The organism is Nostoc sp. CENA543 (assembly GCF_002896875.1).
Classification (GTDB): Bacteria; Cyanobacteriota; Cyanobacteriia; order Cyanobacteriales; family Nostocaceae; genus Trichormus.
Genome location: NZ_CP023278.1, coordinates 4206818 through 4223349 on the forward strand (window position 1 = coordinate 4206818; position 16532 = coordinate 4223349).

The following is a 16532-nucleotide window of genomic DNA, read 5'->3' on the forward strand; positions in this document are numbered from 1 at the left end:
AATGACTAATGACTAATGACTAAGAGGTAAACCGGTGATTGCATCTGAACCAGAAAAAACGCAACAAATGTCAACTCTCCGGCGTTTTTTACGATACTTTTTACCCTTTCGCAAGGAAATTCCAGTCGCACTGACATTCGTGTTAATTGGTGCTTCCACTCAGGCTTTGGGGCCATTCTTACTCGGATGGTCAGTTGATAATCTAATTGTCAAGGGAAATTTGCCTGGTTTACTACTATTATTAGGAATACTAGGTTTAATCTACGGTTTTAGTATCTGGGCAATTCGGGGTCAAATTATTCGCGTCGGTTGGATTATGCAACGATTACTGGCGCAATTGAGACAAGATATTTTTCTGAAAATTCAAAGTCTACCACTCAGCTTTTTTGACCGTAGTGAAGCTGGGGATTTAATGAGTCGGTTACTCAATGATGTAAATACCGTCAATCAAGCTTTTGGACAAACTGTTGCTCAAATGTTGGGTAACGTTTTTAGTTTGGTTGGTATTGTCATTGCCATGCTCTCTATTAATCTACAACTTGGTCTATTGAGTAACTTAGTTGTTCCCCTGATGATTTTTACTACTAGCTTGTTTTCACGATGGGCAAGGAGTAAATTTCGAGTGACACGTCAAACTATTGGCGAACTCTCTGCCAAGTTGGAAGAAGATATTGGCAGTGTCAGAGAAGCACAAGCATTTAATCGTGTACACATTAACATAGCAGAATTTGATCAACTCAACGCCGCTAATCGTGATGCCAACGTCGAAGCAGTAGCGATTACCTCTGCTTTTTTACCATCAATTGATTTTCTCAACACCCTAGCTACCGCAGGTGTATTAGCTTATGGTGGCTATCTTGCCGTTACTGGAAGGGCAACAGTAGGCGTAGTCACATCTTTTTTATTGTATGTGCAGCAGTTTTTTCGCCCTATCCAAATCCTCAGTCAGTTTTACACCCAAGCCCAATCTGCATTCGCGGGACTGGATCGAATTTTTCTGTTGTTAGATGAACCATCACTATTGCAAGACGCTCCTGACGCGATGACAATGCCTACTATTCAGGGTGAGGTCATCTTTGAGAATGTCAAGTTTGGCTATAATCCAGAACAAATGGTACTAAAAGGTGTAAATTTACACGCTCATCCAGGAGAAATGGTGGCATTAGTAGGACACACTGGCTCAGGTAAAACCACCATTATTAATATGATATTGCGTTTTTATGATGTTTCGGATGGTGCTGTCAAAATAGATAGCATAGATGTCCGTAGTGTTACACAAGCGAGTCTGCGCCGTCAGATTGGCATTGTCTTACAAGATAATATTTTATTTAGTGGCACTGTAGCGGAAAATATTGCTTTTGGTGCGCCGTATGCTACCCAAGCTGAGATTGAAGCGGCAGCACAATTAGCCAATGTGCATGAGTTTATTACTTCTCTACCACAGGGTTACACAACTCAGTTAGGGGAACGAGGCGCACCTTTGAGCCAAGGACAAAGACAACTGATTAGTATTGCTCGTGCGGTGTTAATTAATCCCCGCATCTTGATTTTAGATGAAGCAACCAGTAGCATAGACACTCGTACAGAAGCCCTAGTACAAGATGCGATCGCTCGTTTATTAAAAGGTCGTACCAGCTTCGTCATTGCTCACCGTCTCAGTACCGTCACCCAGGCTGATCAGGTGTTAGTAATGCAGCAAGGTCAAATTGTTGAAAGAGGGACTCATGCTCAACTGATTGAGCAACAAGGTGTTTATGCTAATCTCTATGCTCTCCAGTTAGGTGCGACAACCACAATGGAAGTTCATTGAGTTTCTGAGTTTGAGATTTTGAGTGTTAATGGAGAATAGGAACTGTGGGCGACGGGAAATTTCAGCATAATTACAATAATAGAATACTTTTCCCAAGAATAGAAAAGACCTGAGCAAAACCCTCAAAGTAAAGTTTAAGACATGACAACATCTTGAAACTAAAAACATCAAGAATTAATTGGCATTACAAGTAATACAAATAATCTTGGGAATTTCCATGTCCGAACCTATAATTGTTGACAAAAAACCTACGCTTGTAAAACTACAACCAGGCAAATATTTTTGGTGTAGTTGCGGACAATCTACAAATCAACCTTTTTGTGATGGTTCTCATAAAGGCACAAATTTTCAACCGTTAGCTTTTGAAATTACAGAAGAAAAACAGGTGGCATTGTGTCTGTGTAAACACACTAACAATACTCCTTTTTGCGATGGTAGTCATAAATCACTCTAAAATTCAGGGGCTGTCAATAAGGGGTATAGGGGAGAATGAAAAAAGCAATAATAGACAAGAATAATGCTGGCGAAGAATTGTAACCTTTCGTAGAAGTAACTCCTATGAAAAACCAATGATCGCCCCGTCAGGGGGAAGTTGAAAATATTTAACCCCCTATCTATGAACGCAAAAAAATCTATTTTTTCCCCTATATCCCTGCTGACATTAGTTAAATCAATCTGGTGTTTGTGTTTAATATTGCCGAATAATGACGCGCTAGCACAATCAAGTCTAGACATTGATAGTTCTGAAACAGAAACGACTCTAGAACAAGTTACCTCTGTCAGCCAATTACAAGATGTACAACCCCAAGACTGGGCGTTTGCCGCTCTCCAGTCGTTAGTTGAGCGTTATGGTGTAATTGCAGGTTATCCCAATGGAACTTTTCGGGGTAGCCGCGCCATGAGTCGCTATGAATTTGCGGCTGGGATCAATGCGGTATTAGAGCAAGTAAATGAGTTAATTCGCAAAGGCAAATCAGATTTAGTTGCATCTGAAGATTTAGAGAAATTACGAAGACTGCAAACAATATTTGCTCCAGAATTAGCTACATTGCGAGGAAGGGTAGATAACCTCGAAGCTCAAAATGCAATGCTAGAACCCAATCAGTTTTCCACTACGACAAAACTACAGGGTCAGGCTATCTTTGCATTCAACATTGGGGGATTTGCTGGTGATAGAATTATTGCCCCCAGAGGTAGGGTAATTGCTGATAATGACCCCAATGCAACCTTGATTTATCGACTCAGTTTGGACTTAAACACCAGCTTTTATGGCACAGATTTATTAAAAGTTCGCTTAGTTACAGGTAGTGATGGTGCCAACGATAACGCGGGTGGATATCTTGAGCCTAATTTGGGGAGTACCTTAGATTTTTCTATTCCAGGACGGAATGATCAATTAAGTATAGGAAGGCTGTACTACACTTTTAAACCTATTGAAGATTTGCAAGTTACTATCGGCCCTGCAATTGTTGCTCCTGATTTTGTTGATCAAAATCGTTATGCCAACATCAGCTTTTTAGACTTTTCTACTCAGGCTTTAGTTAACAACTATATATTACTTCCCAGACCGGCAGGGGCGGGTGCTTTTATTAATTGGCAACCAAAAGCCAGTCCCTTTAAATTAAGAGCATTATACGTTGCAGGAGATGCCACTGATTCGTTACCAGAGAACCGAAGATTAATCGGTGGTGGTGCGGCTGAAGATATTCGTTTATTCCCCACAGCTGGCGGTGGTGCGGATGGTGGTTTGTTTGGTGATCCCTACCAAGGCTTTGTAGAACTGGAATATACGCCTAGTAAAACTTTGGCGGTACGTTTGCAATATAGTGGCGGTAGGCTATTTGGTAGTAGTTTTAATGGTGTTGGTGTCAATTTTGATCTAGCTTTGAATAATCGTGTGGGTGTTTTTGGTCGTTATGGTTATGCTAGTTATCCTGATACCAGCTTAGGTGATATCAATCCACATTATTGGATGGCTGGGTTAGGATTTCGAGATTTGTTTATGGAAAGAGCGATCGCGGGTATTGCAATTGGGCAACCTTTCATTGAAAATGCTGTGGGGGATAGTACACAGATGAATTTTGAAGCTTTCTATAACTTTCCTGTGACTGATCATATCCGAGTTACACCTTTAATTCAGGTAATAGCTCATCCGAGTAATCAAGATAGTAACGGCACAATTATTACCGGCACTTTGCGGACAGTATTTGCTTTGTAAGCTGGAGGATAGCGATCGCACCTGGGATGGTAAATAATAATGTCTGACAAAGCCTGAGTCGAAATCGCTGCACCGTTGGCTTAACTCCCGACAACACTTTTTTGTTTACCAGTCAACTACACTAAAATAGTTCCAATTTCCATCAATAACTCCAGTACAGCCAAATTATGAGATTTGCAGCAGTCTCACTCCAGTACGACTTTTTACCGCGATTTTACAAAATGGCAAGCATCAACGTGCTTTCTAACATGATGGTTCCTCTCGCGGGGATTGTTGATATCGCCTTTTTGGGTCATTTAGCAGATATCCGTCACCTGGCGGGAGTTATCCTCGCCACAATACTTTTTGACTATCTTTATCGCGTGTTAAAGTTCTTACGCTCTAGTGTCAATGCTCTCACCGCTCAAGCTGTGGGCATGGATGATCACAAAACCATATTATTAGTAGGAATGCGGAGTGCTTTAATTGCGCTAGGACTGGGGTTAGTGATCCTGTTGCTGCAATACCCTATCCAAAAGCTAGGCTTTTGGATTTTAAGCGGTTCACCAGAAATTGAAAGTTCTGGAACAGATTATTTTTATGCGAGAATTTGGGCAGCTCCGGCGGTGTTACTCAACTTTGTCTTAATTGGTTGGTTCACGGGACGAGAAAAGAATAGTTTGGTGTTGCTCATATCTCTCATTGGCAATGGTTCTAATGTGCTGTTGGACTATTTAATGATTGTCCAATGGGGTTGGGAAAGTATGGGTGCAGGACTAGCAACAGCAATCAGTCAATATTTAGCACTGTTGACTGGTTTAGTGGGTGTTTGCTTCACCATTGAATGGTCAAAAGTACAAGCTGCCTTGGAAGAGGTGTTTGATTGGCTGGCGTTGAAAGATACTGTTGTCCTCAAGACAAACATTTTGGTACGGTTTTTAGTCTTGATTTCCACCTATGCCATCTTTACTAATTTGAGTGCCACAATGGGGACAATTACCTTAGCAGAGAATGGGTTATTGTTGCAAATTGCTATATTGAGTCAGTTCACCATTCAAGGCGTAGGTCTGACTACACAAACTTTAACCGGAAATTTTCAGGGTAAAGGCACAACAGAGAAGATGTTACCACTGTTAACTATTTCTGTGATCACCAGTTTATTTATTTCCCTGGGTTTTGCGATCGCTGCTGTGATTTTCCCAGATACAATATTTGGTATTCTAACCAGTCATACAGAAGTTAACGAACACATTAGCAGTTATGCGATTTGGTTACTGCCACTTTTAGCTTTAACTGCGATCGCTTTTATGTTAGAAGGATACTTTATCGGTTTAAAAGAAGGCGCAACCATCCGCAACGCCGTACTTTTAGCCTTTGGATTCGGTTTTGCACCACTAGCAGCTACAGCTTGGTATCTGCAAAACAATCATCTTTTATGGGTGTCTTTAATTGCTTACATGAGCATGATGATTGTGGTTCTGGGTTTGAAATTACCTAAGACACTGGAAAACAAAATACCCAGTCCAGATTTATTAGGGACTTCCAACTAAAAAATATTCTATCTTTTTGGGGTGCAGAGGGAGCAAGAATCTGAATCGTTACTAAAAAAGTCCATTCGCTCATATTCCCTCTATAAGTGACTCTTTCTCTGCATATTGTCCCATTTTTCCTCCTTGCTCCTCCGCAATTGCTCTAATTGGGCAAAGCTCTAGACTGCATTGTTTTCCGCTCCCCTGCCTCTTTTGACCGACTTTTAACTAAGCTGTCTTGATTTATGTAGTAATGACTAAATGCACAGTAAAGGTAGTGTAAAGTTAGGAAAAAAATCCCAAAAGTAAATTGTCTTACTGTAAACTCTCATTTAGTAAAGTACATTGATGTATAAAAAGCTGTGTGACTATGAAAAAAATCAATCAAGACCCAAAATTAAAAAATAATTAATATTTGACGACATCTAAAGAAAATTTACTATGTATAATTACTAGTAAAGCCAAAGTAAAGACTTTAATAGGTATACTTATTGAGTTTGTGTGTTTTCCCTCGGTAATGACATTAGGTATTTCAGTAATGAAATCCACTTACCGATCAATATAAATGAATAAAATATATTACCAACCATCCAAAAATCACTATATACGTTCTTGTGTCTCACCTTTACATAGAAACGTGATATCAGACGGATGACACAAGTAACAATCACCTCATGCAAATATGATTTTTTGAGTCATTCATCCAGAAAAACTGACTTTAAAAAATTAACGGTAATGTAACTTAAAACTTTTGTTGATACCAAATGGTCGAGTTGACAGTGTGCAGAATGATCAAGCTAAAAGCTGAACTCATATTTAGTACACGTAGCTTAATAAGAATCTCAGGAAAATTCATGATCTAAATTGTCAGTACGTCTAGTCACAAAGTTTGATATATTTCGATAGCAATGAAATTAGACAACTAAAATTATGATTTAAGTGACTTAGGTAATGATCTTTGATCGCAGTCTCTCATATTTATCTTTCTGGCATCCTTATTAAGCCCATTTATTAAAAAATATTAAAAATTTTGGATAAGTGACTAATGCAGGAATCTTTAATTAATAATCACTTAGTTCGCCAGCCTTCATTGAAGCTAATGAAGCAATGGCAAGCAAAGTTTCTCAAATGGAAAACTTGTGTATTTACGCCTATATATGGCAGTTCTTTAATTGTGGTATTGCTGATATTTGGACAGCAAGCCTCTAGTTTGTGGATATCATTGCTAACTTACCAAACACATCAAAAGATTAACCAAGCTTTAACTATACAAAATGAAGAAGAAAATCTTCTCAAAGGTTTGGTAAGAGAGGAAAAAGCAATCCTCACTACAGTGAATCACCAGGCAAACACTCTTGTTGAGGATAATCTCAACAGATTGTACAACTATTTGCAAGACCAACCCCAACACCTCCAAAAACTCGATAAAATCAAATTTATCTATGAAAGTTTACGAGCTTCTTTGCCAAGTAGCTATGCCATAAAACACACCTATGCAGGTGAAATACGTGCTGAAATCAACAATTTGATCGAATTACAAGATCAACTGATTTTTGAATATAAAAATTGGTTACAACAACTTGACAAGATTAACACCAATATCAACCTTATCAGCACTATATTAATCTTATTAGGAGTAAGTTTACATATTTGGTTTCTGCACGAGCGAATTCAAATTCCCCTCCGCAAATTAACAACAATGGGAAAAATGTGGCGAGATGAAAATTTAGAGCCGCAGTTTTGTAGTGCTACTACTGAAATTAGTGATCTCGCACAACTTATTAAAGATATCACTAAAGAAGCTAGCGATCGCCAACAGCAAGCTCAAGTTAAAAACCAACAATTAGAAGAAATGATTTTGGCTCTCTCCCATGACTTGCGTACACCGTTAATTGCGACTCGCAGCACTATAGATGGGATGCTTAAGGGAGCATTTGGCCCTATTAATGATAACTGGCAAGAATTATTTGAAGATTATCGCCAAGCTAATGAAGACTTACTCAAACTCATAGAAAGACTATTAGATATATCTCGTTACGAAAATGGCCAGAAAAATCATCTCAGAAGTGATCAATTGTGTTGGCAAAAGATTTTTGATAAGGTCATCTCTTTAGTAAAAGTCAATGACCATCAAAAAACGTTGAATTATCAATATTATATTTCCCCTAATCTACCCACAGTTTACGGAGATGAATTAGAGATTCAAAGAGTTGTGCAGAACTTAGTAGATAACGCTGCTAGAGCTAGTGAGCCAAATCAAGAGATTGTTTTGGAGGTGATGAACTCTGGTAACGCCGAAGTAAAAGTTGCAGTACGGGATCAAGGTGTAGGAATTGCACCCAAAGACCAAGAAAAACTCTTTCATCGTTTTATTCAAGGACAAAGCCGACGTGGACGTTCCGGACTTGGCTTATACTTGTGCCGTCAAATCATCGAAGCTCACAGTGGGACTATCTGCGTAGAAAGTTCTTTGGGGAAAGGTAGTACATTTTGGTTTACTCTTCCTGTAACCACATCCAAAACTGTTGACCAATCAGAAAATAACCTATGGAACAAGAAATGACCACTGATGGTACAGAAAAAAAAACTGTGCGAATTTTACTGGTGGATGACCATGCTTTGGTACGCCGGGGAATGAAAGCACAATTTTCCCTAGAAGCTGGTTTTAGTGTAGTGGGAGAAGCAGGTGACGGTGTGCAAGCAATAGACCTGGCTGCTAAACTCAAGCCAGATGTAGTGTTAATGGATATTGAGTTACCAGTTATGGATGGCATCACCGCCACCCAGCAAATTAAAAGCGATCGCACCGCTAATTGCGTGTTGGCGTTGAGTGCGTTTGATAACGATACTCAAGTCATGGGAATGCTAGCAGCTGGCGCAGATGGTTACTGTACAAAAACTATTCAATGGGAACAGTTAATTGCTGTGATTAACATCCTCCTCCAAGGAGGCGCATATTTAGACCCACAAATAGCACAGAAATTAGCTCGAATGCTCAAACCCAACATTCCCCCAAAAAATGCACCTGTCCCTGAGACTCCCCTGAGGCCAATTTTGAGTGAACGAGAGCGTAATGTGTTGAAACTCATCGCGGAAGGCTATTCCAATCAAGAAATCGCTGAACAACTACATCTTTCACTGGGAACTGTTAAGTCCTATGTGCGGATGGTTCTCAACAAACTCAGTGTTGATGACCGTGTCCAAGCGGCAGCATTGGCCATAAGGGATGGATTGATCTAAGTTAGAAAAAATTTCATCCATACGTCCATAGAGTTCTGTAGGGCTAGTGACTAATGGTAACTGTTCGTGAGTAGGTTGTTCTGACCACAAGATACAGGGATACAACCTCAAGAGAAATTGAGAGTCCTCTAGCATAGGTAAACACAACACCAAAATGCTGGGAGCAAATAAAGCCATATCCTCATGAGTAGGAACCCCGTAATAGGGACACACTTCTACGTCTTGCTTGAGGCAGTAGCCACTGACACGCTGTACGGTAGTGACATGACTACCAATTACCATTATTCGATGCCTTTCCATGCAACTACAAAATAATTAGGGAAGCTAGGTTAATTCAATTGCCTTGCTGTAGGTAAATGTAGTTGGCGATATTAATATTACATAACTACGTAATACAAAGCCAATTATTTGAGTTTTAGACCAATTCTTGCTGAAGATATGCAAAAGATGTTCATAAATACCTGTGTGGTGATGTCAATATAATTATCAGCACGGCAGACATCCATGCTGGCTAGCTTTAGCTATGCTGTTAATTATTGAGTGAATAAAAATCAACTACAAAAAGAATTGGTTGCAAGTACCAGCAAAATATCAACAATCACAAATATAGGATTAATCATGTTTATCCACAACATCTAAGTGGATATCCATCTGGATATTTTTATTGGCTGTTCAGGATAGTGTGGTAGCGAGGATTAAATTAACCGCTAGATAGTGTTTTCGATCACTTACATAGAAGATACTGAACTGATATTTATAACAGCTAGAGTCTTAACTTTTATTTTCTCTATTACAGGCGATTATTAGGATTTTGAACAGGAAAGTCAGGGATTACGGCAGAAATTTAGGTCATATTCTTCTATGCAAAAGCAATTATTGCTGGATTTGAATCATAATCAAACAGCATATCCACGTAATAAATCTATACATCAACTATTTGAGGAACAAGTAGAAAAAACACCTGATGCGATCGCCCTTGTATTTCAGGCACAACAACTAACTTACCAAGAACTCAATCAACGCGCCAACCAACTAGCGCAATATCTCCAAACCTTGGGCGTAGGCAAAGAAGTATTAGTGGGAATTTGTCTAGAACGTTCCCTAGACATGATTGTCGGACTGCTAGCTATCCTCAAAGCTGGTGGGGCTTATGTGCCATTAGATACGGCATACCCCCAGGAACGCCTCGCTTTCATGCTGGCAGATACCAAAATTTCAGTATTATTAACTCAACAAGAATTAGTAAATAAATTACCACCCCACACAGCGCGGGTAATTTGTCTAGATACAGACTGGGAAATCATCAATCAGCACCCATCAGAAAACCCAAATACTAGCATTACCCCTGAAAACTTAGCTTATGTCATGTACACCTCCGGTTCTACCGGTCAACCCAAGGGTGTGAGTGTAGTTCACCGTGGTGTAGTGCGGTTAGTTAAAGCCACAAATTACGCTAACTTCAGCAACACAGAAGTATTTTTACAACTTGCGCCCATCTCCTTTGATGCCTCTACCTTTGAAATTTGGGGTTGCTTACTTAACGGCGGGAAACTTGTCATCTGTCCCAGTCAAACCCCATCCCTCAAGGAATTGGGAGAAATCATTGAAAAATACCAAATCACTACCCTGTGGCTAACAGCTGGCTTATTCCATTTAATGGTAGATGAAAATATCCAAGCCCTTAAACCATTAAGACAACTCTTAGCCGGTGGCGATGTTTTATCTGTTCCCCATGTGCAGAAATTCCTGCAAACCGTAGAAAATTGTCAACTAATTAATGGTTACGGGCCGACAGAAAACACAACATTTACCTGTTGTCATTACATCACCGCACCCATTAAACCAGATGTATCCATCCCCATTGGTCGTCCCATTGCTCATACCCAGATATACATATTAGACGACCAATTGCAACCAGTAGAGATGGGAGCTACCGGCGAATTGTACATTGGTGGTGATGGTTTAGCGCGAGGCTATCTCAACCGTCCAGAATTAACAGCCGAGAGGTTTATCCAACTGGATATGGGAGATGAAGAAAACCCCCAATCCCTCACTCTCTATAAAACTGGAGATTTAGTCCGTTATCTTCCTGATGGCAATATCGAATTCCTGGGACGTATTGACAACCAAGTAAAAATTCGTGGCTTTCGCATTGAATTAGGAGAAATTGAACGGGAAATTGCTCAATATCCTGATGTACGGGAAAATGTCGTTGTAGCTCGTCAGGACGCAACAGGCGAAAAAAAATTAGTCGCTTATATTGTGCCGCATCAAGGCAGTACATACAAACAAGAGCGATTACGTAGTTTCTTGCAACAGCGATTACCAGAATATATGTTGCCATCAGCATTCGTTGTGCTGGAATCCTTACCTTTAACTGCCAATGGCAAAGTAGACAGACATAAATTACCCGCACCCAGTCGAGAACGTCCCCAACTAGAACAGGTGTATATAGCACCACAAACAGACCTACAACGTCAGTTAGCGAGTATTTGGTCTGATGTACTCAACATTGAGCCAGTGGGGATTGATGATAACTTCTTCGATTTGGGGGCAACTTCCACTTTAATCATGCAAATTGCCGCGCGATTGCAACAGGAATTAGGAATTGAGCTATCCGTGGTGAAGCTATTCCAGTACCCCACAATTGCTGGGTTAGCAAAATATTTAAATGCCGAACAGCATAGTCAACCATCTTACGACAGGTTGCAAAGTCGCGCCCAACGCCAGCAAGCAGCCGTATCTGCCCGTCGCCGTCATAGTCCAAGGGGTGTTTAAGCCATGAATACACAAGCATTAGAAAATCAAGAGTCTCTGGATGGTGTGGCAATTGTCGGCATGGTAGGAAGATTTCCTGGTGCGACAACCGTCGATGAATTTTGGGAAAATCTTTGTGTCGGTAAAGAGTCCACCACATTCTTCTCAGCTGACGAACTAGATCCTAGTATTGATCCTCAGTTGATTCAAGATTCTAGTTATGTGAAAGCTAGGGGTATTATTCCTGGGGGAGAAAACTTTGATGCGGCCTTCTTTGGCATCAATCCCAGAGAAGCAGAAGTGATGGATCCCCAAAGCCGGGTATTCTTGGAACTAGCATATGCTGCCTTGGAAAATGCGGGTTACGAATCAGAATCATACAACGGCTTAATAGGTCTGTATGCTGGCTGCGGTCAGAATACCTACTTTGCCAATCATATCTGCGGTCGCCGGGAAATTATTGATCGCGTCGGTGATTTCCAGACTATGCTGGCTAACGAAAAGGACTTTCTCACTACTCGCGCCGCCTATAAACTCAACCTGAAAGGCCCTGCTGTTAGTATTAATACCGCCTGTTCTACATCTTTGGTGGCAGTAATTCAAGCCTGCCAAGGCCTAGTTAACTATCAATGCGATATGGCTTTGGCTGGTGGTGTATCGATGACTACACCCCAAAACAGTGGTTATATTGCCCAAGAAGGCACAATGCTATCTCCTGACGGCCATTGTCGTCCGTTTGATGCCAAATCACAAGGCACGATGTTCAATAACGGTGCGGGTTTGGTGGTGCTGAAACGATTAGAAGATGCACTGCATGATGGCGATCGCATCTACGCTGTCATTAAGGGCTTTGGTATCAATAATGACGGATCTGATAAAGTCAGTTTTACTGCACCTAGTGTAGATGGACAAGCCGAAGCGATCGCAATGGCGCAAGCCTATGCCAACTTTCACCCAGAAACTATATCTTATATAGAAGCTCACGGAACTGCGACAGCTTTGGGTGATCCCATTGAAATTGAAGCATTGACCCAAGCTTTTCGCATCCATACCGATGCTAAACAATTTTGTGCGATCGGTTCTCTCAAAAGCAATGTGGGACATTTAGTAGCGGCGGCTGGAGTAGCGGGATTAATCAAAACCGCCCTTTCCCTGTACTACAAACAAATTCCCCCCAGCTTAAATTTCGAGACTCCTAACCCCAAAATTGACTTTGCTAACAGTCCTTTTTACGTCAACACCAAACTCACTGCTTGGCCAGAAGGCGCAACCCCCCGCCGTGCAGGTGTCAGTTCCTTCGGTGTGGGTGGGACTAATGCTCACGTAGTTCTAGAAGAAGCACCAGCACTGCTACCTCCTAGCCTTCCCCGTCCCCAACAACTATTACTAATCTCTGCGAAAACTAATACAGCCCTAGAGACAGCCACCCAAAACCTACAACAACATCTGCAAAACAACGATGCAATTAACTTAGCAGATGTGGCTCATACCCTACAACGGGGACGCAAAACCTTTAACTATCGCCGCTACCTAGTTTGTCAAAACACCACAGAAGCCATCACTGCATTGCAATCCTTAGATTCGAAACGGGTGTTGACGCGCCATACAGAAATCCGCGATCCAGAAATTGCCTTCATGTTTCCTGGACAGGGATCGCAGTATGTCAATATGGGATTTAATCTCTACAGCCGCGAAAGCGTCTTTCGGCAAATAGTAGATGAATGTGCAGAGATACTTAAACCCCTGTTGGGTAAAGATTTGCGGGAAATAATTTATCCAGTACCAGCCGAGAAAGAAACAGCCGCAACCATTCTGCAACAAACTCGCTTTACCCAGCCTGCATTATTCGTAATCGAATATGCCCTAGCGCAACTATGGCAAAGTTGGGGAATCAAACCGCAAGCGATGATTGGTCATAGTATTGGGGAATTTGTCGCTGCTTGTCTAGCGGGTGTATTTAGCTTAGAAGATGCCCTGATATTGGTGGCTCATCGCAGCCGCTTAATGTGGGAGTTACCATCTGGGTCAATGCTTTCCGTGAGATTACCAGCAGCCGAAGTAGAAAAAAAATTGACCGGGGAATTAGCGATCGCCGCCATTAATAGCCCTGGGTTGTGTGTAGTGTCTGGGAATCATGAAGCGATCGCCCAATTGCAAACCGAACTAGAAGCAGCCGAAATAGTGTGTCGCCCCTTACACACATCCCACGCCTTCCATTCTCCCATGATGCAGGCGATCGTTGCCCCCTTTGCTGAGATAGTCGGGCAAGTCAAATTATCACCACCCCAAATTCCTTTTGTTTCCACAGTCACAGGTAGCTGGATTACCTCTAAGCAAGCCACAGATCCCATGTACTGGGCTAAACATCTGCGTCAAACAGTCAGATTTGCAGATGGGGTGAAAACTCTATGGCAGCATCCACAAAGAGTTTTACTAGAAGTTGGGCCACGCACCACCACAACAACACTAGCAAAGCAACAAGCTAAAGACGTTAAACAACAAATAGCCATTCCTTCCCTCAGCGACAACGCAGATAACGAAGCCGAATGGACTGCCATACTCCAAGCTTTAGGACAACTATGGCTCACAGGAGTCACTATTGACTGGCATCAATTCTACCAAGGAGAAAGACGACGGCGTATTCCTCTCCCCACCTATCCCTTTGAGAGCCAACGCTTTTGGATTGATCCTCCACCCCACCCCCAGCGTGTAACCAATTCCCAACCTGCCCATTCTCCATTAGAAACAACTCAAACTATGTCAGCCCAAACAAAGCTTATTTCCCTGCTGCAAGAAATTATTGAAGAAACCTCTGGACTGGAAATTGCTGGTGTTGAACCCTCCACCTCATTTCTCGAAATGGGATTAGATTCCTTGTCTCTCACTCAAGTCGGGTTGGCATTGAAGAAAAAATTCCAAGTGAAAGTCACACTCAGACAATTACTGGAGGTTTACCCCGATTTAGCAACCTTGGCTGACTTCATCAAGCAAAGCTTATCTCCCGCCGCTTTATCTGCATTAGTTCCCCCAGAAACCTCTCCAGTACAGGAAGTTTCTACCAACGGTAACGGCAACGGCTCTCATGCTAAAAATGGTTCCACCCCAATGGCAACAGTACCCCCAGCACCCACCAACGGACACAATGGTAACGGGTCAAAAAATGGCTCGACACCCCATATTGCCCTATCACCCGCCGCAACCAACGCCTTAGAAGGTGTGATTAACCAGCAGCTACAAATCATGGCTCAACAACTGGCACTGTTGAGTAATACAAATCAAAGTCAACCCCTCTCCTTACCAGTTGTTAATCTGCAACAGCCAGAAATCAAGCCACAAAATCACACCACCCCCACCAGTCAATCTCCAGAACCAAAAACAACAGCAGAAGATACAGCTCCCAAAAAGGCATTTGGCGCAGCCGCACGCATTGAAACTACCCAAACCAAAACCTTAACACCCGAACAACGCACCTATTTAGACAAATTTATTCAAAGATACACTCAAAAAACCTCAAAATCTAAAGAATATACTCAAGCCAACCGCCACCATTTGGCAGACCCCAGAAGTGTTTCTGGATTTAACCCCTTAATGAAAGAGGTGGTTTATCCCATCGTCACATCTCGGTCATCAGGTTCTAAACTATGGGATCTAGACAGTAATGAATATGTTGATTTAAGTAATGGTTTTGGCTTGAATTTGTTTGGTTGGTCGCCTGCGTTCGTCACTGAAGCTATTGAAGCCCAACTCAAACTCGGCATGGAAATTGGCCCCCAAACCCCATTGGTGGGAGAAGTCGCCAAGTTGATGTGTGAAATCACCAACTTTGACCGCGCTGCCTTTTGTAACACCGGCTCAGAAGCAGTGTTGGGTGCAATGCGTTTAGCACGTACCATTACAGGACGCAACTTAATTGCCATCTTCTCTGGTGCTTACCACGGCATCTTAGATGAAGTCATCGTCCGTGGTACGAAAAAACTCCGGTCAGTTCCCGCCGCCCCAGGTATTCCCCAAGAAAAAGTAGAGAATATCTTGGTAATTGACTACGATGACCCCAATGCTTTAGAAATCCTCAAAAGTCGCGCAGATGAATTAGCCGGTGTCATGGTGGAATCTGTACAAAGCCGCCGTCCTGAATACCAACCCAAGGAATTTCTGCAACAACTGCGCCAATTCACCGAACAAGAAGATATTGCCCTCATTTTTGATGAAATTGTCACCGGCTTCAGAATCCATCCTGGTGGCGCGCAAGCTCATTTCGGTATTAAAGCTGACATTGCAACCTACGGTAAAATCGTCGGTGGTGGCTTACCCATTGGGGTAATTGCAGGTAAATCAAAATACATGGATGCCTTAGACGGTGGTTTTTGGCAGTATGGTGATGATTCTGTGCCAGAGGTGGGTGTAACTTATTTTGCTGGGACTTTTGTCCGCCATCCTTTAGCATTAGCGGCGGCGAAAGCGGTATTGCAACACCTCAAACAAAGTGGCCCCAGCTTGCAACAAAACCTCAATGCGAGAACTGATAAGTTTGTCGCTGAATTAATGGGCTACTTCCAACAAATGCAAGCCCCATACACCGCCTATAATTTCGGCTCTCTGTTTATGGTCAAGTATGCACCAGAGTTTCCTTATGGTGACTTGTTATTTTACCTGATGCGGGAAAAAGGAGTGCATATTTGGGATCATCGTCCTTGCTTCTTGACCACAGCCCATTCTGAAGCAGATTTGGCTAAAGCCATGACAGCCTTTAAAGAAAGCATTACCGAAATGCAAGCTGCTGGTTTCTTTGCTGCACCAGTCACACACGTAGCCCAGGTTAACAACAACTCACGGAATCAACCACCCCAACCAGGCGCAAAGTTAGGTAGAGACCCCCAAGGTAATCCCGCTTGGTATATCCCCGACCCTGAAAGACCAGGTAAATACTTACAAGTAGCTGGTGTTTCCTAGATACTTTTTCCCCTGTGTAAGTTTGAGCCTCGTTTCTGCCTCAAAAGTG

The 16532-nt window shown here is 42.1% G+C and carries 8 protein-coding genes; all 8 read left to right on the plus strand.

From position 1 onward, the window contains the following. Window positions 1-67 precede the first annotated feature (67 nt). The 8 genes from CLI64_RS17405 (at window position 68) to CLI64_RS17445 (ending at window position 16483) form a co-directional block, all read left to right on the plus strand. Window positions 68-1810, plus strand: coding sequence for an ABC transporter ATP-binding protein (locus tag CLI64_RS17405; RefSeq protein WP_103140774.1), 1743 nt, complete (start codon window positions 68-70; stop codon window positions 1808-1810). A 217-nt stretch (window positions 1811-2027) separates the two neighbouring features. Beyond that, window positions 2028-2264, plus strand: coding sequence for a CDGSH iron-sulfur domain-containing protein (locus tag CLI64_RS17410; RefSeq protein WP_103138386.1), 237 nt, complete (start codon window positions 2028-2030; stop codon window positions 2262-2264). Between the two features lie 162 nt (window positions 2265-2426). Beyond that, on the plus strand, window positions 2427-4028 hold the full coding sequence (locus CLI64_RS17415) for an iron uptake porin (protein WP_103138387.1): 1602 nt from the start codon (window positions 2427-2429) through the stop codon (window positions 4026-4028). Window positions 4029-4195: 167 nt separating this feature from the next. Beyond that, the gene (gntT, locus tag CLI64_RS17420) at window positions 4196-5557 is read left to right on the plus strand and encodes a guanitoxin biosynthesis MATE family efflux transporter GntT (RefSeq protein WP_103138388.1); all 1362 of its coding nucleotides are present in this window, start codon (window positions 4196-4198) and stop codon (window positions 5555-5557) included. A gap of 1024 nt (window positions 5558-6581) precedes the next feature. Beyond that, window positions 6582-8099: a HAMP domain-containing sensor histidine kinase gene (locus CLI64_RS17425; protein WP_225977377.1), complete on the plus strand. Its 1518-nt coding sequence runs from the start codon at window positions 6582-6584 to the stop codon at window positions 8097-8099. Beyond that, a complete protein-coding gene (locus tag CLI64_RS17430; RefSeq protein WP_225977378.1) occupies window positions 8084-8776 on the plus strand; it encodes a response regulator transcription factor in 693 nt (230 codons plus the stop codon). Before CLI64_RS17425 ends, CLI64_RS17430 begins: the two co-directional genes overlap by 16 nt. A gap of 861 nt (window positions 8777-9637) precedes the next feature. After that, window positions 9638-11554 (plus strand): amino acid adenylation domain-containing protein, encoded by a 1917-nt coding sequence (locus CLI64_RS17440; protein WP_103138389.1) that lies wholly within the window; start codon window positions 9638-9640, stop codon window positions 11552-11554. Between the two features lie 3 nt (window positions 11555-11557). Then, window positions 11558-16483 (plus strand): type I polyketide synthase, encoded by a 4926-nt coding sequence (locus tag CLI64_RS17445; protein ID WP_103138390.1) that lies wholly within the window; start codon window positions 11558-11560, stop codon window positions 16481-16483. Window positions 16484-16532 lie beyond the last annotated feature (49 nt).